Origin of the sequence: Kitasatospora sp. NPDC001547 (assembly GCF_042894165.1) — a bacterium.
In the GTDB taxonomy this organism is placed as follows: Bacteria; Actinomycetota; Actinomycetes; order Streptomycetales; family Streptomycetaceae; genus Kitasatospora.
The window spans coordinates 574508-594473 of sequence record NZ_JBIAVL010000004.1; the positions used below are offsets into that span (position 1 = coordinate 574508).

The 19966-nt window shown below is 74.8% G+C and carries 20 protein-coding genes; 6 read left to right on the forward strand and 14 right to left on the reverse strand.

What is annotated here, in order from left to right; genetic code table 11:
• The first annotated feature begins 27 nt into the window (after positions 1-27).
• Positions 28-534 carry a hypothetical protein gene (locus tag ACFY0X_RS10775; protein ID WP_387751849.1) on the forward strand — a complete coding sequence of 169 codons (507 nt, stop codon included), beginning with the start codon at positions 28-30 and terminating at the stop codon, positions 532-534.
• Here ACFY0X_RS10775 and ACFY0X_RS10780 read toward each other — a convergent pair.
• The gene (locus ACFY0X_RS10780; protein ID WP_387751852.1) at positions 531-3422 is read right to left on the reverse strand and encodes an FAD-binding and (Fe-S)-binding domain-containing protein; all 2892 of its coding nucleotides are present in this window, start codon (positions 3420-3422) and stop codon (positions 531-533) included. The two genes, ACFY0X_RS10775 and ACFY0X_RS10780, sit on opposite strands and share 4 nt — an antisense overlap.
• Before the next feature lie 121 nt (positions 3423-3543).
• Here ACFY0X_RS10780 and ACFY0X_RS10785 point away from each other — a divergent pair, with 121 nt between their 5' ends.
• Positions 3544-4170: a hypothetical protein gene (locus tag ACFY0X_RS10785; RefSeq protein WP_387751855.1), complete on the forward strand. Its 627-nt coding sequence runs from the start codon at positions 3544-3546 to the stop codon at positions 4168-4170.
• Between the two features lie 33 nt (positions 4171-4203).
• On the opposite strand, the gene ACFY0X_RS10790 is transcribed toward ACFY0X_RS10785, so the two are convergent.
• From ACFY0X_RS10790 to ACFY0X_RS10800, 3 genes are all read right to left on the reverse strand, one after another.
• Positions 4204-5208: a glycosyltransferase family 2 protein gene (locus tag ACFY0X_RS10790; RefSeq protein WP_387751858.1), complete on the reverse strand. Its 1005-nt coding sequence runs from the start codon at positions 5206-5208 to the stop codon at positions 4204-4206.
• Positions 5209-5439: 231 nt separating this feature from the next.
• Positions 5440-6111: a transglycosylase SLT domain-containing protein gene (locus ACFY0X_RS10795; protein ID WP_387751860.1), complete on the reverse strand. Its 672-nt coding sequence runs from the start codon at positions 6109-6111 to the stop codon at positions 5440-5442.
• Positions 6112-6650: 539 nt separating this feature from the next.
• Positions 6651-7481 (reverse strand): EI24 domain-containing protein, encoded by an 831-nt coding sequence (locus ACFY0X_RS10800; protein WP_387751863.1) that lies wholly within the window; start codon positions 7479-7481, stop codon positions 6651-6653.
• A 163-nt stretch (positions 7482-7644) separates the two neighbouring features.
• On the opposite strand from ACFY0X_RS10800, the gene ACFY0X_RS10805 reads away from it, so the two are divergent.
• Positions 7645-8412 (forward strand): S1 family peptidase, encoded by a 768-nt coding sequence (locus ACFY0X_RS10805; RefSeq protein WP_387751866.1) that lies wholly within the window; start codon positions 7645-7647, stop codon positions 8410-8412.
• 157 nt (positions 8413-8569) lie between these two features.
• On the opposite strand, the gene ACFY0X_RS10810 is transcribed toward ACFY0X_RS10805, so the two are convergent.
• From ACFY0X_RS10810 to ACFY0X_RS10820, 3 genes are all read right to left on the reverse strand, one after another.
• Positions 8570-9748, reverse strand: coding sequence for a helix-turn-helix domain-containing protein (locus ACFY0X_RS10810; RefSeq protein ID WP_387751868.1), 1179 nt, complete (start codon positions 9746-9748; stop codon positions 8570-8572).
• Between the two features lie 197 nt (positions 9749-9945).
• Complete coding sequence (locus ACFY0X_RS10815) at positions 9946-11385, reverse strand: amino acid permease (RefSeq protein WP_387751871.1); 1440 nt, start codon at positions 11383-11385, stop codon at positions 9946-9948.
• A gap of 290 nt (positions 11386-11675) precedes the next feature.
• Complete coding sequence (locus ACFY0X_RS10820; RefSeq protein WP_387751874.1) at positions 11676-11912, reverse strand: hypothetical protein; 237 nt, start codon at positions 11910-11912, stop codon at positions 11676-11678.
• A 145-nt stretch (positions 11913-12057) separates the two neighbouring features.
• Here ACFY0X_RS10820 and ACFY0X_RS10825 point away from each other — a divergent pair, with 145 nt between their 5' ends.
• The gene (locus tag ACFY0X_RS10825; protein ID WP_387751877.1) at positions 12058-13059 is read left to right on the forward strand and encodes a Ku protein; all 1002 of its coding nucleotides are present in this window, start codon (positions 12058-12060) and stop codon (positions 13057-13059) included.
• Positions 13060-13116: 57 nt separating this feature from the next.
• Positions 13117-13416 (forward strand): hypothetical protein, encoded by a 300-nt coding sequence (locus ACFY0X_RS10830; RefSeq protein WP_387751880.1) that lies wholly within the window; start codon positions 13117-13119, stop codon positions 13414-13416.
• A 30-nt stretch (positions 13417-13446) separates the two neighbouring features.
• Here the strand turns inward: ACFY0X_RS10830 and ACFY0X_RS10835 are convergent, their stop codons facing one another.
• Positions 13447-14835 (reverse strand): NADP-dependent succinic semialdehyde dehydrogenase, encoded by a 1389-nt coding sequence (locus tag ACFY0X_RS10835; RefSeq protein WP_387751883.1) that lies wholly within the window; start codon positions 14833-14835, stop codon positions 13447-13449.
• A gap of 122 nt (positions 14836-14957) precedes the next feature.
• Positions 14958-15239 (reverse strand): DUF6158 family protein, encoded by a 282-nt coding sequence (locus ACFY0X_RS10840; protein ID WP_360339450.1) that lies wholly within the window; start codon positions 15237-15239, stop codon positions 14958-14960.
• Positions 15240-15381: 142 nt separating this feature from the next.
• On the opposite strand from ACFY0X_RS10840, the gene ACFY0X_RS10845 reads away from it, so the two are divergent.
• On the forward strand, positions 15382-16365 hold the full coding sequence (locus tag ACFY0X_RS10845) for an adenosine deaminase (RefSeq protein ID WP_387751887.1): 984 nt from the start codon (positions 15382-15384) through the stop codon (positions 16363-16365).
• A 42-nt stretch (positions 16366-16407) separates the two neighbouring features.
• Here ACFY0X_RS10845 and ACFY0X_RS10850 read toward each other — a convergent pair whose 3' ends face one another.
• The 5 genes from ACFY0X_RS10850 to ACFY0X_RS10870 form a co-directional block, all read right to left on the reverse strand.
• Positions 16408-16992, reverse strand: coding sequence for a dihydrofolate reductase family protein (locus ACFY0X_RS10850; RefSeq protein WP_387751938.1), 585 nt, complete (start codon positions 16990-16992; stop codon positions 16408-16410).
• Between the two features lie 62 nt (positions 16993-17054).
• Positions 17055-17675 carry a vitamin K epoxide reductase family protein gene (locus ACFY0X_RS10855; RefSeq protein ID WP_387751890.1) on the reverse strand — a complete coding sequence of 207 codons (621 nt, stop codon included), beginning with the start codon at positions 17673-17675 and terminating at the stop codon, positions 17055-17057.
• Positions 17672-18463, reverse strand: coding sequence for a DsbA family protein (locus ACFY0X_RS10860; RefSeq protein WP_387751892.1), 792 nt, complete (start codon positions 18461-18463; stop codon positions 17672-17674). The genes ACFY0X_RS10855 and ACFY0X_RS10860 overlap by 4 nt, the downstream gene beginning before the upstream one ends.
• Before the next feature lie 115 nt (positions 18464-18578).
• Positions 18579-19238: a hypothetical protein gene (locus ACFY0X_RS10865; RefSeq protein ID WP_387751894.1), complete on the reverse strand. Its 660-nt coding sequence runs from the start codon at positions 19236-19238 to the stop codon at positions 18579-18581.
• A gap of 87 nt (positions 19239-19325) precedes the next feature.
• The gene (locus ACFY0X_RS10870) at positions 19326-19790 is read right to left on the reverse strand and encodes an SRPBCC family protein (protein ID WP_387751897.1); all 465 of its coding nucleotides are present in this window, start codon (positions 19788-19790) and stop codon (positions 19326-19328) included.
• Positions 19791-19966 lie beyond the last annotated feature (176 nt).

Genomic DNA, 19966 nt, shown 5'->3' on the forward strand with positions numbered 1-19966 from the left:
CCAAGGCTGGTAACTACAGTTGTCGGCATGGTCGCTGTGGAGATCACCCATGAGGAACAGGTCGAGCTGGCCAAGGCCCTTCTCGACGCCCTTGACCCCCTCGCCACCGCCGTGCGCGCCCGCGCGACCGGCCTGCCCGCGGAGCGGATGTGGGACGCCGAACCGGTCGAGGTCGCGCTCTCCGTGCTGTCCGCCTGGAAACTGGTGGACGCGGAGGTCAAGCGGCTCACGGCCGGCGCGGCCGCCACCGCGGGCTCCTACGGCGCCAGCTACGAGCAGCTCGGCGCCGCCTGGGGCATCACCCGGCAGGGCGCGCGGAAGAAGTGGCCGGCGGCGGTCAGCCGTCCGGCGGCCCGGCCCGGCTCGCTCGACCTGTTCGGCGGCACAGCCGATCTCGCCGAGGACGAGGCCGCCGGCGGCTGGCGCTGGACGGCCGTCGGTGCGGACGGGGAGCGCGGTGAGGCCGCCACCGCCCACCGGACCCGGGAGGAGGCCGCGGCGCACGCCGGGGCCTTCCTCGCGGCGCACGCCTAACCGGCGTCCCGCAGAGCCCGGGCGATCAGCTCCGCCAGGTGCAGGGCCTGCCGCCCGTCGGCGAGTTGGGCGATCTGGGTGCGGCAGCTGAAGCCGTCCGCGAGGACCACCGTCCGGGGCCCGGCGGCCCGGACCTCGGGCAGGAGCACCCGCTCCGCGATGGCCTCGGACACCTCGAAGTGGCCCCGGGTGAAGCCGAAGTCGCCCGCCAGGCCGCAGCAGCCGGCGTCCAGCACCCGGTTGTCCAGGCCGATCCGGGCCTCCACCCGGCGGTCGGCAGCGCTGCCGAGCACCGCGTGCTGGTGGCAGTGGGTCTGGGTGACGGCGGCCAGCGGGATCCGCGGGAGCGGGGCGTCCGGGGCGTACTCGTCGAGGAACTCGGCGAAGGTGCGGGTGCGGTCGGCGAGCGGGCGGCCCTGCGCCCCGAGCAGTCGGGGCAGGTCCTCGCGCAGGGTCGCCGTGCAGCTCGGGTCCAGGCCGACCACGGGGGTGTCGGTCGGCACCCGGACTTCCGCCAGAACCCGCAGGCTGCGCCGCAACACCCGCCGGGCGGTGCCGAGTTGGCCGGTAGAGTACCAGGTGAGGCCGCAGCAGACCGGGCCCGGGGGCAGCCGGACGTCGAAGCCCAGGTGCTCCAGCACCTCGACGGCCGAGCGGAGCACGTTCGGCTGGAGGCGGTCGGAGAAGGTGTCCGGCCACAGCAGCACCGGCCGGGCGCCCGCCGGGGCCGGGTGGGCGGCCCGGTGCCGCCGGTACCAGGCGGTGAAGGTCTCCGGCGGCAGGACCGGCAGCACCCGGCGCGGGTCGATCCCGCCGAGCCGCTTGAGCAGCCCGCCGGCCCGCGAGCGGGCGAGCGCGTTGGCGGCCCCGGGTGCGAGCGCGGCGGCCCGCAGCCAGAGCGGCAGCCAGCCCATCGAGTAGTGCGCGGGCGGACGCGGCCGGTGCCGGTAGTGCTGGTACAGGAACTCGGACTTGTAGGTCGCCATGTCGACGTGGACCGGGCAGTCGCTCGCGCAGCCCTTGCAGCTCAGGCAGAGGTCCAGCGCCTCCCGGACCTCCTCCGAACGCCAGCCGTCCGGGATCGCCTCCCCGCGCAGCAGCTCGGCGAGCAGCCGGGCCCGCCCCCGGGTGGAGTGCCGCTCCTCGCCGGTGGCCAGGTAGCTCGGGCACATCACCCCGCTGCCCGGGGCCACGCACTTGGCGACGCCCACGCAGCGGTGCACCGCCTTGACCAGGCTGCCGCCGTCCTGCTCGTACGGGAGGGCCAGCGGCAGTGTGCGGCGCGGGGCGGTGACGAAGCGCAGGTCGGCGTCGAGCGGCCGGGGATCGACCAGGGCGCCCGGGTTGAGCAGGTTCTCCGGATCCCAGATCCGCTTGAACTCGCCGAACAGGCCGATGACTTCGGGCGGGTACATGCGCGGCAGCAGCTCGGCCCGGGCCTGTCCGTCGCCGTGCTCGCCGGAGAGCGAACCGCCGTACGAGACCGCCAGATCGGCCGCCTCCTCCAGGAATTCCCGGAAGACCGGCACCCCTTGGGGCTCGTCCAGCGGGAAGTCGATCCGCAGGTGCACGCAGCCGTCGCCGAAGTGCCCGTACGGGACGCCGTGCAGGCTGTGCCGGCGCAGCAGGGCGCGCAGGTCCCGCAGGTAGTCGCCGAGCCGCTCGGGCGGGACGGCGGAGTCCTCCCAGCCGGGCCAGGCCTCGCCGCCCCCGGGCAGCCGGGTGACGATCCCCGCGCCCGACTCCCGGACGGCCCACAGCTGGCGCTGCTCGGCCGGGTCGGTGACCAGGGCGACGGTGGCCGAGCGCTCGCGGCGCACCGCGTCGGCGAGCCGGCGGGCGGCCTGGTAGGCGGCCAACGGGGTCGCGCCGACGGTCTCCAGGAACAGCCAGCACTCGCCGGCGGGCAGCCGGTCCAGCGCGGGCGGGCGGGGCCCGGCGGCGAGCAGCGCGGCGATCAGGTCGGCGGCCATGCCCTCGGCGGTCAGCGGACCGTACGGCAGCAGCGCCGGGACGGCGTCGGCGGCGGCGCCCTCGTCGGGGTAGCCGGCCACCACCAGGGCCCGGGCGGGCGGGTCCTCGACCAGCCGGACGGTGGCGCCGAGCAGCAGCGCGCAGGTGCCCTCGGTGCCGGTGAGCGCCCGGGCCAGGTCGTGGCCGTGCTCGGGCAGCAGCGCGTCCAGCGGGTAGCCGGAGGTGCGGCGGGGCAGCCGCGGCATTCCCTGCCGGATGAGGGCGAGGTTGCGGTCGGTGAACTCCTGGAGTTCGCCGTGCAGCCGCCCCGCCCGGCCGGGCAGCGCGCGCAGCGCCGCGCGCTCGTCCGCACCGAGCCGCCCGCCGACGGTCAGCTCGGTGCCGTCCGCGAGCAGCAGCTCCAGCCGCTCGACGTTGTCGGCGGTGCGCCCCCAGGCGAGCGAGTGCGAGCCGCAGGAGTCGTTGCCGATCATGCCCCCGAGGGTGCAGCGGCTGTGCGTGGACGGGTCCGGGCCGAAGCGCAGCCCGTACGGCCGGGCGGCGCGCTGGAGGTCGTCCAGCACGGTGCCCGGCTGGACGCGCGCGGTGCGGGCCTCCGGGTCCAGCTCCAGCACCGCGCCCAGGTGGCGGCGGAAGTCCAGCACCACCGCGCCGGGGCCGATCGCCTGCCCGCCGATGCTGGTCCCGGCCCCGCGCGCCACCACCGGCACCCGGTGCTCACGGCAGAGCGCCAGCGCGGTGCGCACGTCGTCGAGGTCGGCGGGCTTGACCACGCCGAGCGGCAACTGCCGGTAGTTGGAGGCGTCGTGGCTGTAGACGGTGCGCTCGGCGGCGCCGAAGCGGACCTCGCCGCGCACCACGGCGGCCAGCTCGCGGGCCAACGCGGCCCCGGGGACGGCGGACGGACGGCTCACCAGGGACCTCCCGGGCGGGTGCGGCGACGGCTCCGCCGATGATCGCAGCCGCGCGGCCTGCCGGGCACCGGGCACGACGGGGGTACCGCCGACGGGGTGTCGTATGACAGTCTCGGCGGTCATGATCGACGAACCCGCGGCCGTGGACCCGGCCGGCCCCGACGCCTACCTCGCCCACCTCCCGATCGGCGAGCCGCTGCCCTTCCCGGCGGACGGCGCGCCGTCCTGGGAGATCTTCCCGTACGAGGGCGAGCTGACCGTCCGGCGACTGCGGGCGCCCGAGTTGCCCGAGCCGCCCCGGCAGGGCGAGGACGGCCCGGACGGCTGCCCGGACTGCGCCCGCCCGGACACCGACTTCCTGTGGACGGACGAGCACTGGCGGCTCGGCACCACCGAGCAGCCGGACGGCCTGCCCGCCACCCTGCTGCTCTGGCCGCGCGCCCACCACGACCTGCTGGATCTGCCGGCCGAACTCTCCGCGGCGCTGGGGCCGATGCTCCAGCGGGTGGAGCGGGCCGTACGGTCGCTCGGCGGCGTCGGCCGGGTCCATGTGAACCGCTGGGGCGACGGCGCCGCCCACCTGCACCTGTGGATCCTCGCCCGGCCCGAGGGGATGGCGCAGCTGCGCGGCTCGACGCTGCCGCTGTGGATGGACGTGCTGCCGCCGCTGCCCGCCGCGGTGCGGGCCGAGCGGGCTCGCCGGATCGCCGCCGCGATGGCCGCCGGGGGCGGCACCGCGCACGCCTGAGCGGCCCGCCCGGCCGCCGCTCCGCTGCCCGCGCTACTTCCGCCCGGTGAGCGTGCCGCGCGCGATGTGGGACAGCTTGGCCACCTCGAAGGCCGGGTAGGCCCCGCCCGCCAGCAGCGAGAACTTGATCCCCTCGCGGCCGCCCGGCCGGCGGTGCCCGGGCGGCTGGAAGCGGCGGTGGTGCTCGGCGGCGCGGTGGAAGAACTGCGGCCGCTCGGCGCGGCTGACGCAGCCGGCCAGGTCGAAGACGAACAGGTAGTGCCGGACCATCCGGACGAACAGCGCGTCGCGCACCGCGTACAGGTGCGGCTGGTCCTCCAGCAGGGCGAAGCTGCGCTCGTACTGCTCGAACAGGTCGAAGACGCTGCTGCCCGGGCCGCTCGCCGGGTGGACGGTCTCCCGGCGGCGCAGCTGGACGCACTCGCGCGCCAGCACGGCGGCCTTCCGGGCGCCGAGCAGCGCGGCGTGCGCCACCGGGACCTCCTCGTAGCGGCCGGGCGGGAAGGCCAGGCCCAGTTCCTCCCAGTGGCCGCGCCGGAGCAGACGGTCCCAGACCAGCGGCGGCGCGCCGAACAGCGCGGGCCGGTCGAAGGGCGCGAACGGCTCGGGGCCGGCCTCGGCGAGCAGCGCCTCGGCCCCGCCCGGCCAGTCCCGGTCCTGGTGCCGGCGGGAGTGGCCGAACAGCAGCACGTCCACCGGGCCGGTCTGCCGGAGCCGGTCGGCGAGCGTCTGGAGCGCGTCCCGGGGCAGCAGGTGGTCGGCGTCCAGGAAGAGCAGGTACTCGCCGGTCGCCCGCGCGGCCCCCGCGTTCCGGCTCGCCCCGACCCCGACCGCCGCGTTCAGGTGCAGCACCGACACCCGGGGGTGCCGGGCCGCGTACGCGTCGGCGAGCCCACCCGCGGTCTCGGGGGAGCGGTCGGCGACGACGATCACCTCGACGTCGGCCAGGGACTGCGCGAGCAGCGAGTCCAGGCAGTCGGCGAGCTGTTCGTGCTGGTCGTAGGCGGGGACCACGACGCTGATCAGGGGTGAGGGCATGACGCCGGAGCGTAAGAGGGCTCGCGAACCGTGGCAAAGGCCTGACGGCGCGTAATTACGAGCAATCAGTGGCAAATCGTACGAGCGTACGCCATATCTTCACGCCGCCTTCCGGCCGTGTCCACGCTCCCGACCTGGGGCGATGCGCGCCGGGGGGTGCGCCGGGGCCCGCGACGCGGGGTGCGTCGCGGGCCCGGGAGCCGAACGGTCGGCCTGGTGCCGGGGTTCGGCCTAGTACCAGTGGTGGGCCTGCCAGAACGACCAGGCGGCGCAGGGGCTGCCGTAGCGGGTGTTCATGTAGTTCAGGCCCCACTTGATCTGGGTGGCCGGGTTGGTGCGCCAGTCGGCGCCGGCGGAGGCCATCTTGGAGCCGGGCAGGGCCTGGACCAGGCCGTAGGCGCCGGAGGAGGCGTTGACCGCGAGCGGGTTCCAGCTGCTCTCGCGGAACACGATGTTGCTGAAGCACTGGAGCTGGCCGGCCGGGACGATCTGCGCGGCGATCTGCTGCGGGGTGCCGGAGTAGGCGGCCGGGGCGCTGTCGAGGTTCTTGCGCTCCTGGGAGCGGGAGGCGGCGGCCTCGGCGTCGGCCTTGGCCTTGGCGTCCGCCTGCGCCTGGGCCTGGGCCGCGGCCTGCGCCTGCGCCTGGGCGGCGGCGTCCGCCTCGGCCTTGGCCCGGGCCTCCTGGGCGGCCTGCTCGGCGGCGGCAGCGGTGTCAGCGGTGTCGGCCTGGCCCCGGCCCTGGTCGGCGACCGGCGCGCCGTCCACCGAGACGGCGGCCACGGGGGCGGCCTCGGTGGTGCTCCCGGCCTGCGGGACGGCGAGGGCGGCGGTGGCGGCGCTCGCGACCACCAGGGTGGCGACGCCGGTGATCAGGGAGTTGCGGCGGGCATGGCTGAGCTGCATGGGGCGGACGATCCTTCTCCGTCGGGGGCCGTGCCGGTGGCACCGGGGGCGGGCGTCGCGTGGGCTCCGGGTCAGCGGGGCCGGTGCGGCCGCCCTGGACGGCCGTGGCGCCCCGGCGGAAGCGGCGGGGCGGGCGGGCTGCGCGGCGGCGGAGGTGATCGGCTGCGCTGCCTGGCGACGGGCCATTCTTGGCAGGGCCGGGGACGGGTGGCAAAGGCGTCACCTACTACGCCGGATCGTGGCTGCGGGGCGGTCACGGCGGGGTCCGGTGGAGAATTCGGAGGGATTTGCCCGGATTGCCCATCTGGGGATCGACGCCGGCGACCACGGCGGATCGCAAGGGCGGCAGCCGCGGTGGCCTGTGTTCTTCAGGAGGAGCGCGGGCGGGGGCGGTCCGGCCGCGGCCCCCGGGGCCCGCTGGTGAGCGGGCCCCGGGCCGCGGTTCCACTATCGGTGATCGTAGGTGGCGAACCCGCTGTGGGCGGGCTCACACATGGACGGCCGGAAGCTCGGCGCAGCGTGAGCGGACGGTCACGCACTCAGGAGCTCGCGTACGGATTCCCGGGGACGGGCCGCGCGGGGGCGGAGGGCTGCTCGGGGGCGGGCGTCTCCTCCTCCGGCTCGTCCTGCCCCGTCGTCGGCACCAGGTCGCGGGCCAGCAGGGTGGCGCCGGCGACGGCCCCCGGCATGGCGAGCACCGTGACCAACGGCACCAGGAACGCCAGCACCAGCGGCGTGCCGAAGCCCAGCGCCAGCCCGAGCCGGCCGCGCAGCAGCCGGATCCGCTCGGGCTGCGGCACCCCGCGCCGCTGCAGGGCGACGGCCGTCAGCTCGACGGTCAGGAAGAAGCCGGACACCAGGAAGCCGAGCGCCGGGACCACCGTCTGCCCGATCACCGGGATGAACCCGCAGGCGAACAGCAGCACGCCGAACGCGGCCACCCGCGCCAGCACGTACACGCTGTCGCGCAGCGCGATCAGCAGTTCGAGCCAGACCGGGATGTCCGGCGGGGTGGGCGCGCCGCCCTCGCTCTCGTCCACCGCGGCGCAGAGCGCCTCGTAGAAGGGCTGTCCGACCAGCAGGGTGACGGCGGTGAAGGTGAGCAGGGAGAGCAGCAGGCCGCCGCCGAAGACGATCGCGGCGAGCGCGTCGCGCAGCAGGTCCCGCCAGGGCGAGCCCCAGTGGTCGGCGAACGGGGTGGCCCAGGCCGCGAGGTCCACGGACCAGGCGCCGAGGAAGGCGAGCGCGACGACGTAGCCGACCAGGGCGATCAGGGCCGGCAGCATCCCGAAGCCCCACCAGCGGCCGTGCCGGCCCACCCACTTCTGGCCCGCGATCAGGTACTTCGTCCCCGCCACAAGATCTCGCATGGGCGATCACCCTAGGGCCTCCCCGCCCGGAACCTCGCATTGCCGTGTTCCTGCCAGTTTCGACCGGCAAGGTCCGGGCCCTCCTGCCGCACCGTCCGCCGGGCCACTCTCGGTGCTCCCCCACCTGTCAAGGAGGAGCTCGATGAAGCGTCAACTCGGCAGAATGACGAGTCTGTTGGCCGGCCTGGTGCTCGGCGCCGGCCTGCTCGTGCTGCCCGCCGCCGCCTCGCCCGCACCGTCCCCCGGCGTGGTCGGCGGCACGCGGGCGGCGCAGGGCGAGTTCCCGTTCATGGCGCGGCTCTCGATGGGCTGCGGCGGCGCGCTCTACACCCCGCAGATCGTGCTCACCGCCGCCCACTGCGTCGACGGCACCGGCGCCAACAGCAGCATCACCGCCACCTTCGGGGCGGTCGACCTGCGCAGCGGCAGCGCGATCAAGGTCCGCTCCTCGTACGTCTACCAGTCGCCGGGCTTCACCGGCGCCGAGAACGGCGACGACTGGGCGCTGATCAAGCTGGCCTCGCCGGTGAACAGCAGCCTGGTCAGCACCCTGCCGATCGCCACCACCACCGCCTACGACAGCGGCACCTTCACCATCATGGGCTGGGGCGCCGCGCGCGAGGGCGGGGCCCAGCAGCGGTACCTGCTCAAGGCCACCGTGCCGTTCGTCGACGACGCCGGCTGCGAGAGCGCCTACCCGGGCCTGAACAAGGCCGGCTCGATCTGCGCGGGCTACGTCGACCAGGGCGGCGTCGACACCTGCCAGGGTGACTCGGGCGGCCCGATGGTCCGCCAGGACACGGCGGGCCGCTGGATCCAGGTCGGCATCGTCAGCTGGGGCAACGGCTGCGCCCGCGCGGGCTACCCGGGGGTCTACTCCCAGGTGAGCACCTACGCGGCCGACATCGCCGCGGCGGCGGCCGGCCTCTGAGCCGACCCGGCGCGGGCGCCGGCCGAACCGGCGCCCGTCCCGGCCGATCCGGTCCGGCGGGGTCGGCCACCACTTCCCCAGGTGGTGGCCGGCCCCGCCGGGCCGTGGCTGAGCGGATGCCGCGGCACGGCGGGCGGGGCACCCCGCGTCCGGGCGGTCACCCGCGCAGCCACTCCTCGGCCCGCCGCCGCTCGCGGGCGATCCGGCCGGTGGCGTTCGGGGGCAGCAGGGCGAGCAGGCCGACGGCGGCGTCGGCGCGGCCGCCGAGGGCGTGGGCGCCGGCCAGGCGGGCGGTGACCAGGGCGTGGTCGCGCGGACGGGCGGCCGGGTCGAGCAGGCGCAGGGCGGCCTCCAGCCGGTCGGCGGCGGCGCGGGCGTGGCCGGCGCGGCCGGTGCGGACGGCGAGGTCCCGCTGGCAGGTGCCGTGCGCGACGGCCAGGACCAGGTCGGCGCGTGCCGACCAGGGCGTCGGCTCGCCGGAGCGCAGCGCGGCACCGGTCAGCCGCCGGGCGTCCTCCAGGGCCCGGGACACCTGGGGCGCCCGGCCGGCCAGGGCGTGGGCGTGGGCCTGGACGACGGCGGCCCAGGCCCGCGGCCCGGGCAGAGGAGGGGCGGTGTTCCGGGCGGCGTCGGCCAGGGCGAGCGCGGTGGCGTCGTCGCCGTGCCACCAGTAGAGGGTGCTCTGCCGGGCGAGCAGTGCGGCCGCGGTGGCCCGGTCGCCGGTCGCGTGGGCCCACTCCAGGCCGGTGGCGTACCAGCTGAGTGCCCGGGCGTGGCGGCCGCCCTCGAAGTGCGCCCAGCCGGCGAGTTCGGCGTACTGGGCGGCGAGCGACCCGGCGGCGGGGTGGTCGCGCGGGTCCGGGAGGGCCCGGCCGAGCAGGGTGTGGGCGTGGTGCTCCAGGACGGCGGCCAGTTCCTCGCCGCCGAGCCGGGCCGCGGCGGCGCGGTAGGCGGCGAGCAGCTGGGCGAGCGCCTCGACGGTGGCGTCGTCCGGTGGGGCCGGGGCGGCCGGGAGCGGTGGGCGGGCGGCGGCGGCGCGGGCGCCGAGGCGCTCGCGTTCCCGGTGGACGGACTGCCAGAGGGCCGCCAACTCGCCGCCGGCGAGCAGGAGTTCGTCGGCCCGGGCGGGCAGTCCGGGCGGCGGCCAGCGGCGGGCGTTCTCCACCCGGCTGATCAGTGAGTCGTGGTAGCCGAGCAGCCGGCCGACCTCGGCCTGGCTCAGCCCGCGGGCCTCGCGCCAGTGGCGCAGCCGGTGGCCGAAGCGCAGGCGCGCGGCCTCGGGTTGCGCGCGCGGAGGGGGTGGCGGGGGCGGTGCGGGGGCGGGCAGGGGCGGCACGGGGTCTCCCGGAGGGGCGGGGGCTCGTGGGGGAGCGTCATGCCCTGGTATCCCCTTTGACGTGCCTTGGTCAAACTGGGGGTGTGCGGGGTGGCCGGGGCCCGGCTCCCGGCCACCCCGCACGCCGGGAACGGCACCGGGCCCGGGAGCCTCCGCAACGGCTCCCGGGCCCGGCGTTCCCGCGCGGGGCGGACGGGTCAGGAGCCCGCCGCCACCGCGGCCCGCCGCCGTCGGCCCACCACGGCCGAGGCCGCCAGCACGATGGCTGCGGCGACCAGCGACAGGTACATCTGCTTGCGCCCGTCGGCGTCGGTGAACATGTACGCCATGACGAACCCGATCATGCCCATGGCCGTCCAGGTCAGGTACGGGTACAGCCACATCCGGACGGTGTGCCGCTCGGGCATCTCGCGCTCGATGATCTTGCGCATCCGCAGCTGGGTGGCGCAGATGACCAGCCAGACGAAGAGCGCGACGGCGCCGGAGGAGTTGAGCAGGAAGGCGAAGACGGTGTCCGGCGAGGTGTAGTTGAAGAACACCGCGACGAAGCCGAAGACCACCGAGGAGAGGATCGCCACCCGCGGCACGCCGCGCGAGGTCACCGTGGCGAAGGCCTTGGGCGCGTCCCCGCGCTGGCCGAGCGAGAACGCCATCCGGGAGGCCGTGTACATCCCGGAGTTGAGGCAGGACAGCACCGCCGTCAGCACGATCACGTCCATCACCTGGCCGGCGCCCGGGATGCCGATGTGGTCCAGAACCGCCACGTACGGGCTCGCCTTGACCTCGGCGGAGTCCCACGGCAGCAGGGTGACCACGAGCAGGATCGAGCCCAGGTAGAAGATCCCGATGCGCCAGATGACGCTGTTGGTGGCCTTGCTGACCGCCTTCTCCGGGTCCTCCGACTCGCCGGCGGCCAGGGTGACGATCTCGCTGCCCATGAAGGCGAAGACCACGGTGAGCATGCCGGTGAAGACCGCGCCCACCCCGTGCGGCAGGAAGCCGCCGTGGCCGGTGAGGTTGCTGGTGCCGACCGAGTGGGTGCCCGGCAGCAGACCGAAGGCGGCGAGGGTGCCGATCACCAGGAAGGCGGCGATCGCGACCACCTTGATCCCGGCGAACCAGAACTCGAACTCGCCGTAGGAGGCCACCGAGAAGAGGTTGGTGGCGGTCAGTACCGCCATCACTATCAGCGCCCAGCCCCACTGCGGCACGCCGGGCACCCAGTTGTTGAGGATCTTCGCGCCGGCCGTCGCCTCGACGGCGAGCACCACGACCCAGAAGAACCAGTACAGCCAGCCGATGGAGAAGCCGGCCCAGCGGCCGAGCGCGCGGTCCGCGTACGCCGAGAACGAGCCGCTCTGCGGGTCGGCCGCGGCCATCTCGCCGAGCATCCGCATCACCAGCACGACCAGCGCGCCGGCCAGTGCGTAGGAGAGCAGGATGCCCGGGCCGGTGGACGCGATGCCCGCGCCGGAGCCGACGAAGAGGCCGGCGCCGATCACGCCGCCGATGGCGATCATCGACAGGTGGCGGTTCTTGAGCCCGGCCTTCAGGTGGCCGTCGCCGCCGTGTCCGATCGGCTCCGACCGGTGGGGGGGCTCGGTGGCCGTCGTGGGCTTGGTGGTGTCCGCACTCATCAAGGGTGCCCTGTGCCTTTCCAGCGCGGTGTGACCCTCGGCTCGTCGCGCCGGAGGGTGGGGGACTTGCCCGCGCATTGCGTCGCAACCTAACTTCTACGCCCGAGTATCGGAACAATCCTTTGATAACTGTTCGCTCACCGAACGCAAAAGGCCTGGTCAGGGTGGGTGGAAAGGTGGCATGGAAACCTCAGATCTGACGCACCGTCAGTGATCGGGAAGGTCGCCAAGCTCTGCTGGGGCTCAAATCGGCCCTGGGTGGGGGCGGTCGGACCGGCCGCGGGGGGCGGTCAGACCGGCCGCACGTCGAGGACGGTGATCGAGGCCCCGTCCGCCGGCCGCCCGGTCAGCCGGGCGGCCAGGATCCGGGGGATGTCCTCCTCCTGTGAGTATCCGGGCAGCACGGTCACCTCCGCGCGTCGTACGCCGGGCTCGCCCCGCACCGCGTACGTCACCAGGTAGCCGTACCGCTCCGGCGGCGGCTCCCGGCCCGGGTCGTGCCGGTCCTCCCGGCTCCGGACGGTCATCGCATCGACCTCCTCGGCCCATTGTCGGCGCGGTGTGGCCGATCCTCGCAAATCCGGGCACAGTGGGACTCTCGGGGCATGTCGTAGGAGCATCCCGAGCGTGCTCGGTGCCGGCCGGTACCCGGCGCCGGTCAGGAGCGACCCCATGCAGACCACCTGGAAGGGGACGATCAGCTTCGGGCTGGTCAGCATCCCCGTCCACCTCTACTCCGCGACCCAGGAGCACGACGTCCCGCTGCACCAGGTGCACGCGAAGGACGGCGGCCGGGTGCGGATGAAGCGGTACTGCGAGCGGGAGGAGAAGGAGGTCCCGTACGCGGAGATCGCCAAGGGGTACGAGTCCCCCGACGGGCGGACCGTCACGCTCTCCGACGAGGACCTCGCCGACCTGCCGCTGCCCAGCAAGAAGATCATCGACGTGCTGGCCTTCGTCGACGAGGGCGAGATCGACCCGCTGATGTTCTCCAAGGCCTACTACGTGGGCGTCGCCGACAAGGCCGCCGCCAAGCCGTACGCCCTGCTGCGCGACGCGCTCACCGATTCCGGGCAGATCGCCGTCACCAAGATCGCGCTGCGCACCCGGGAGTCGCCCGCGGTGCTGCGGGTGCACGACAACACCCTGGTGCTCCAGACCTGCATCTGGCCCGACGAGGTCCGCCCGGCGGCCGGCATCGCGCCCGAGGACGACGTCACCGTCCGGCCGCAGGAGCTCAAGATGGCGCGGTCGCTGATGGACACCCTCTCCGAGGACTTCGACCTGTCCCAGCTGCACGACGACTACCAGCAAGCGCTGCAGCAGGTGATCACCGCGCGGCTGGAGGGAGTGGAGGTCCCGCACGAGGAGGAGCCGGGCGAGGCGCCGGACAACGTGATCGACCTGATGGAGGCGCTGCGCAGCAGCCTCAAGCAGGCCAAGGGCGGGCGGGGCGGCGGGGCCGGGGAGGCCGGGGAGGCCGGCGCCGAGGAGGAGCCCGCGCCGCGCAAGCGCGCCCCGGCGAAGAAGACCGCCGCGAAGACGGTCCCGAAGTCCTCCGGGGCGACCTCCGGGAAGGGTGCCACGAAGACCTCGGCGAAGTCCGCCGCGAGCGGTTCGACGGCGAAGAAGACCACCACCCGGAAGCCCTCGTCACCCCGCAAGGCCTCCTGACCCCCACGGGGCCAGGCTCCCCCACCGTCCAGCCGTCCAGCATTGGAGGCGATCCCGATGGACCTGCTGACCTACAAGGAGATCGACGCCCGGGCCGACGCCGACGCCGGCCCCGAAGCCCGCAGGGCCCGGGGCTTCGGGCACCGCGCCTGGCACTGGCTGCTCAGCCTCAGCCCCACCGTGGTGACGTTCATGATCGCGCTCTCGGTCGGCCTCGGCATGATCGCCGCCCAGGTGAGCCTGCTGCCGGTGCTGGTGCCGATGGCGGTCTTCTGGGGCCTGACGATCGTCGCCATGGTCGGCGTGATCGCCCGCTGGATGACCCCGGGGCCGGGCCGGCACCGGATGGCGTCCTGACCCGGCCGGGAGGGCGTGGTCCGGGAGGGCTCAGCCGATCCACACCGTGGTGACGTTGCAGAACTCCCGGATCCCGTGCCCGGACAGCTCCCGCCCGAACCCGGAGCGCTTGACCCCGCCGAACGGCAGCGCCGGGTGGGAGGCCGTCATCCCGTTGAAGAACACCCCGCCGGCCTGGATGTCCCGGACGAAGCGCTCCCGCTCGGCCGCGTCCGTGGTCCAGACGTTGGCGCTGAGCCCGAACGGGGTGTCGTTGGCGACCGCCACCGCCTCGTCCAGGTCGGCCACCCGGTAGACGGTGGCGACCGGGCCGAAGGTCTCCTCCTGGTGGATCCGCATCGCCGGGGTGATGCCGGTCAGCACCGTCGGCTCGTAGAACCAGCCGGTGTCCCAGCCCTCCGGGCGCCCGCCGCCGCACTCCACCCGGGCGCCGCGGGTGCGGGCGTCCTCGACCAGCTCCTCCAGGTCGTCCCGGCCCTGGCGGCTGGCCAACGGGCCGACGTCGGTGGCCTCGTCCATCGGGTCGCCGACCTTCAGCGCGCCCATCGCCGCGGTGAAGGCGGCGGTGAAGCGGTCGTACACGTCGGTGTGCACGATGAAGCGCTTGGCGGCGATGCAGGACTGGCCGTTGTTCTGCACCCGGGCCCGGACGGCGGTGCGCACCGCGGCGTCCAGGTCGGCGCTCGGCAGCACGACGAACGGGTCGCTGCCGCCCAGCTCCAGGACGGCCTTCTTCACCTCGTCCGCGGCGGCGGCCGCGACCGCCCGCCCGGCCGGCTCGCTGCCGGTGAGGGTGACGGCGGCGACCCGGCGGTCCCGGACCACCCCCTCCACCTCGCCCGAGCCGATCAGCAGGGTCTGGAAGCAGCCCTCCGGGAAGCCGGCCCGCCGGAACAGCTCCTCGATCGCCAGCGCGGTGCGCGGCACGTTGGACGCGTGCTTCAGCAGGCCGACGTTGCCCGCCATCAGGGCCGGCGCGGCGAACCGGACCACCTGCCAGAACGGGAAGTTCCACGGCATCACGGCCAGCACCGGGCCGAGCGGACGGTAGCGGACGTAGGCGCGGACGGCGCCGGAGTCGGCGACGTCGGCCGGGGCCGGGTGCTCGTCCGCGAGCAGCGCCTCGGCGTTGTCCGCGTACCAGTGCATCGCCTTCGCGCACTTGGCGGCCTCGGCGCGGGCGGCGGCCAGCGGCTTGCCCATCTCCTCGGTCATGGTGCGGGCGATCGCCTCCTGGTCCCGCTCCAGCAGGTCGGCGGCGCGGTGCAGCAGTTCGGCGCGGGCGGCGAACGAGGTGCCGCGGTAGCCCTGGAAGGCGGCCTCGGCGCGGGCCAGCCGCCGCTCGACGCCGGCCGCGTCGAGGGCTTCGAAGGTCTGGACGGTCTCGCCGGTCGCGGGGTTGACGCTGGCGATGGGCATGCGGGGCTCCCAGGAGGGGTGAGGGTCCGGTGGATCTGCCCTCCCACCCTCCCCGACCGCCCGGCTCCGGGCACGCCAACCGCGCGCCCGGCGTGTCCCGGCGGGCGCGCGGTCGGGCGCGGTCACTCCGGCAGCGACTCCACCCGGGCCGCCGCCTCGCGGGCGCGGGCCCCGGCCCTGGTCCGGGCGGCGGTCACCTGCCGGTTGGGGAAGCGGTGCAGGTACTCGGCCTCCAGCTCCCCGGTGCGCAGCGTGTGCCGCTTCAACGCCTCCTCCGAGCCGTACAGGAAGGTCTCGTGGCGCGTGCGGTGGAGCTGCTCCAGCTCGTGCAGCAGCGTGTCGTTGCCCAGGGCGTGCGGGGAGATGCCCGCGGGCCGGATGTGCGGGTCGTCTGCGTGCCGCATCTCGGTGCCTCCTCGGCGGAAGTCCCCTCCTCCAGGGTGCCCGCGGAGCGTCGTCGGTGCACCCGTTCATCAGCGCTCGGATCATAGGATGAATCCTTCACGACCTCCCAGGACCACCCGCTACAGCTCGGACAGATCGCACATGCCGCTTCCCAAGGCCGAACTCCACCTGCACATCGAAGGCACCCTGGAGCCCGAACTCGCCTTCGCGCTCGCCGCCCGCAACGGCGTCGAGCTGCCGTACGCCGACACCGAGGCGCTGCGCGAGGCGTACTCCTTCAGCGACCTCCAGTCCTTCCTGGACCTCTACTACGCGCTGACGGCCGTGCTGCGCACCGAGGACGACTTCGCCGACCTCGCCGACGCCTACCTGGCCCGGGCGGCCGAGCAGGGCGTCCGCCACGCGGAGATCTTCTTCGACCCGCAGGCGCACACCGCGCGCGGGGTGCCGCTGGGCGTGGTGGTGGACGGGCTGACCCGGGCGCTGGAGCGCGGCGAGGAGCGGTACGGCATCAGCACCCAGCTGATCATGTGCTTCCTGCGGGACGAGTCCGCCGAGTCCGCGCTGGAGACCTTCGAGGCCGCCCGCCCCTACTTCGACCGGATCGCCGGCATCGGCCTGGACTCCGCCGAGGTCGGCCACCCGCCGGTGAAGTTCCGCGAGGTGTACCGCCGGGCCGCCGAGGCCGGGCTGCGCCGGGTCGCCCACGCGGGTGAGGAGGGCCCGGCCTCGTACGTCACCGAGGCGCTGGACGTCCTCGGCGTCGAGCGGATCGACCACGGGCTGCGCTGCCTGGAGGACGGCGAGCTGGTCGCCCGGCTGGTCCGCGAGCAGATCCCGCTGACCCTCTGCCCGCTCTCCAACGTCCGGCTGCGCTGCGTCGACACCCTCGCCGACCACCCGCTGCGGGAGATGCTGGAGGCCGGCCTGCTGGTCACCGTCAACTCCGACGACCCGGCGTACTTCGGCGGGTACGTGGAGGACAACTTCCGCGCCGTGCGCGAGGCCCTCGCGCTCGACCGGGAGACCATGCGGCTGCTGGCCGCCAACTCCTTCCGCGCCTCGTTCATCAGCGAGCGGCGCCGGGAGGAACTCCTCGCCGAGGTGGAGGCGTACGCCTTCTGATCCTCTTCGCGCGGCGGCCCCGCGCGGCAGCGCGTCGGCCCGTCACCCGTCCAGGGGCGACGGGCCGACGCGCTCGTAGTGGAGCAGGGTGACGCCGTTGGTGAAGCGGTGGGTGTCCTTCAGGGCGAGCGGCAGGGGGCGGTCGGCCGGGCGGAAGAACAGGGTGCCGCGGCCGAGCACGACGGGGTGGACGTAGAGGCGGAACTCGTCGACGAGGTCCTGGGCGAGGAAGGACTCGGCCAGGTTCGCGCCGCTGAGGGAGAGGTCCCCGCCGGGGCCGGCGGTGAGGGCGGCCACCGTCTCGGGGGTGACCTCGCGGACGACGGTGGTGTCCCAGTCGGCGCGGTCCAGGGTGCGGGAGAAGACGGTCTTCGGCATCGCGCGCCAGATGCCCGCGAACTCGACCATCGGGGCGTCGGCGTCCGGATCCTGGTCGGCGGTCGGCCAGAAGGAGGCCATCAGCTCGTGCGTCACCCGGCCGGAGACGAAACCACCCATACGGGCGAGTTCCCGGTTGAAGTGGGTGTGCACCTCGTCGTCGACCAGGTGCCAGCCGAGGTCATGGTCCGGGCCCTCGAAGTAGCCGTCGACCGAGAGGGACACGAAGAGGACGATCCTGCGGCGCATGGCACCCACCGGGAGGACGGTCCGCCGCCCTCCCCGCGGAAGGGGAGGGCGGCGGACGGCGGTCAGATCAGGGTGCTCCAGTAGTACCAGAACCGGTTGAGGATCAGCAGCGCGATCACCGCGTACCCCAGGGCCGGGACGACCCAGTGGTAGCGGGCCGCCTCCCGCACGGCCACCCGCAGCCGCGGGCCCACCGGGATCACGCCCGAGCGCAGGTTGTGCAGCGTGGTGTACCAGAACAGCGGGATCACCGCGGCCCACACCACCATGCAGTACGGGCAGAGCGCGCCGATCCGGTACAGCGCCTGGTACATCAGCCAGGTCACGAAGCCGATCCCGAACACCGTCCCGGCCTGCAGGCCGAGCCAGAACCAGCGCCGGTGGGCGGCCCCGGCGAGCAGCCCCGCGCCGATCGCCGTCAGCGCGCCGAAGGCGACCAGCCCGATCAGCGAGTTGGGGAAGCCGAAGGCCTCCGCCTGGTCGCTGCGCATGATCGAACCGCAGCTGATGATCGGATTGATGTTGCAGTTCGGGACGTAGGACGGGTCCTCCAGCAGCCGGATCTTGTCCAGGGTGAGGACCGCCGAGGCGAACAGGCCGACCGCGCCGCCGATCAGCAGCAGCCAGGCGAACGGGCGGCTCGCGCCGAAACCGGGCCGCACTGCGGGGGAGCCGGCCGTCATCCGGTCACCTGCTTGACCATCGCGGTGAACTGCTCGGGCGAGACGGCCTTGCCGTTGCTCAGGACGTCCAGCTTCTTCCCGTCCAGCTTGACGGTCGGGGTACCGGTGACGTCGCTCTTGTTGAACTCCTCGTTGACCTTGGCGGCCCACGGGGCGTAGGTGCCGTCCTGGACGGCCTTCACGAAGCCGTCGGTCTTCAGTCCGGGCACCTGGCCGGCCAGGTCCAGGAGGTGGTTGACGTCGCCGAAGGCGTCGCTGCGCTCGTCCGGCTGGTTGGCGTACAGCACGTCGTGGAAGGCCTTGAACTTGTCCACGCCCTCGTTCAGCGCGGCGCCGGCGGCGGCCAGCGCGGTGCGCGAGCCCTTGCCGCCGAGGTTGTCGTCCAGGAACGTCGCCAGGTGGTACTCGACCTTGTACGTGCCGTCGTCGGCGAGCTGCTGGATCGCCTTGCCGGTGGTGGTCTCCAGCTGCTCGCAGTACGGGCAGCGGAAGTCCTCGTAGACCTCCAGGGTGTGCGGGGCGTCGGCCTTGCCGTAGGTGACCACGGTGCCGTTGCCGCCGCCCGCGTTGGCCGGGACGACCAGCGGGCCGCTCGCGGCGTTCGAACCGGAGCCGGAGGCGCCGCCGACGGCGAAGGCCACGCCCGCCGCGAGGGCGAGCACGGCGGCGGAGACGCCGCCGACCACCACCCGGCGGCGGACGCGCTCGGAGCGCTCGGCCTGGGCCCGGGCGGCGCGCATGCGGTCGGCGGCGGAGGTCTTCTGGGCGGTCCTGCGGGTGTTGCTCATGGGGTGTCGTCCTGTGCTCTCGGGCGTACGGGAGGGCGCGCGGCCCGGTCGGGGCCCGCGGGGGGGGGGAGAGAGAGACAGCCGGCCGAGCGGTACCGGGCGGGAGGCCCGCCGCTCAGACGGCCAGGGCGAACACCGGCGGACCACGCCGGACGGCCGGACGGACGACGACGTCCTCGGCGGGGACCAGCACGCGGCTGGCCCGGGGGAACGGCACCCGCGCCGGCGGACGGACCGGCAGCGGGGCGGCCAGCAGCCGCAGCCAGCGGGCGGCGGCCGGCAGGTGGCGCTGCAGGAACTCGCCGAGCATCCGGACGGCGCCGGCCAGGCCGCACAGCGCGGCGTCCGCGCGGCGCAGCCAGTAGGCGCCGGCCAGCGCGATCACCGTGTGCAGCAGCAGGAGCAGCAGCACCCCGGTCCGCGCCGAGACGCCGTGGCCGAGCAGGAAGCCGCCGAGCGAGCCGCCGCCGCACAGCAGCGGCTGCAGGCCGTGCCCGGCACCGGGCGGCAGGGAGGGACAGCTGCTCTGGGCCAGGTCGAACAGCGCGCCGGCGCCCAGCTCCAGCGGGAGGAACACCGCCGCGACCGCCGGATAGCCGCGCTCGCGGCCCGCCAGCGCGAAGGCCACCGCGAACACGGCGGCCCCGGCCGGCAGCATCGGACCGACCGGCAGCGCGCGGCCGGTGACCAGCACCTGGCCCAGCCCGGCGAGCAGCACGACCAGCGCGGCGAAGACCGCCGCGCGGAGCGTCCTGGTGACCGGGCCGATGTCCATGGGACCCGAGTCTGCCACAGGTTGAAACTGGAACGTTCTGTCGGGCGGCGTGCTGTGAAGAGCCTCACCACCCGCACTGAGCTGGGCTTATCCGGCACTTACGGGTTTGTCGTCGGCGGCGTTCACCCGGGCCTCGACCAGCTCCCGGAAGTGCTCCAGGTCCTCGCGCACCGCCCGCTCGATCGCCCCGGCCTGGGCGAAACCGCGCGGCCCGCCGAACTCCCGGTGCACCGCCTCCGGGTCGTACTCCACCCGGATCTGCACCCGGGTGTGCCGGGCGTCCAGCGGCCGCAGCGCGAAGGCGCCGCGCAGCCGGAGCGAGTCCAGGGTCCGCCAGGCCATCACCCGGCCGCGACCGCGGTCGGTGATCTCGGCGTCGACCGCGCGCTCGGCGCCGGCGACCTCCACCCCGAGGTGGGCGAGGTTCCGGCCGTGCGGGTGGGCGCTGCGGACGCCGTCGACGAAACGGGGGTACTCGTGCACCCGGTGCAGTTGCTCCCAGGCGGCGAGGACGGGGGCGGCGATGTCGATCTGTTCCTCGAGGGTGCTCATGGGGTGGGGACCTCCCTTGGGTCCAGCGTGCGCCTTGGGGGGGTGGGGGGCAATGGGGGGTGTTCGGGGGTGGGGGGCTTCCGGGAGGGTGGGGGGCCGGGGGGGGGGGGGGGGGGGGGGGGGGGGGGGGGGGGGGGGGGGGGGGGGGGGGGGGGGGGGGGGGGGGGGGGGGGGGG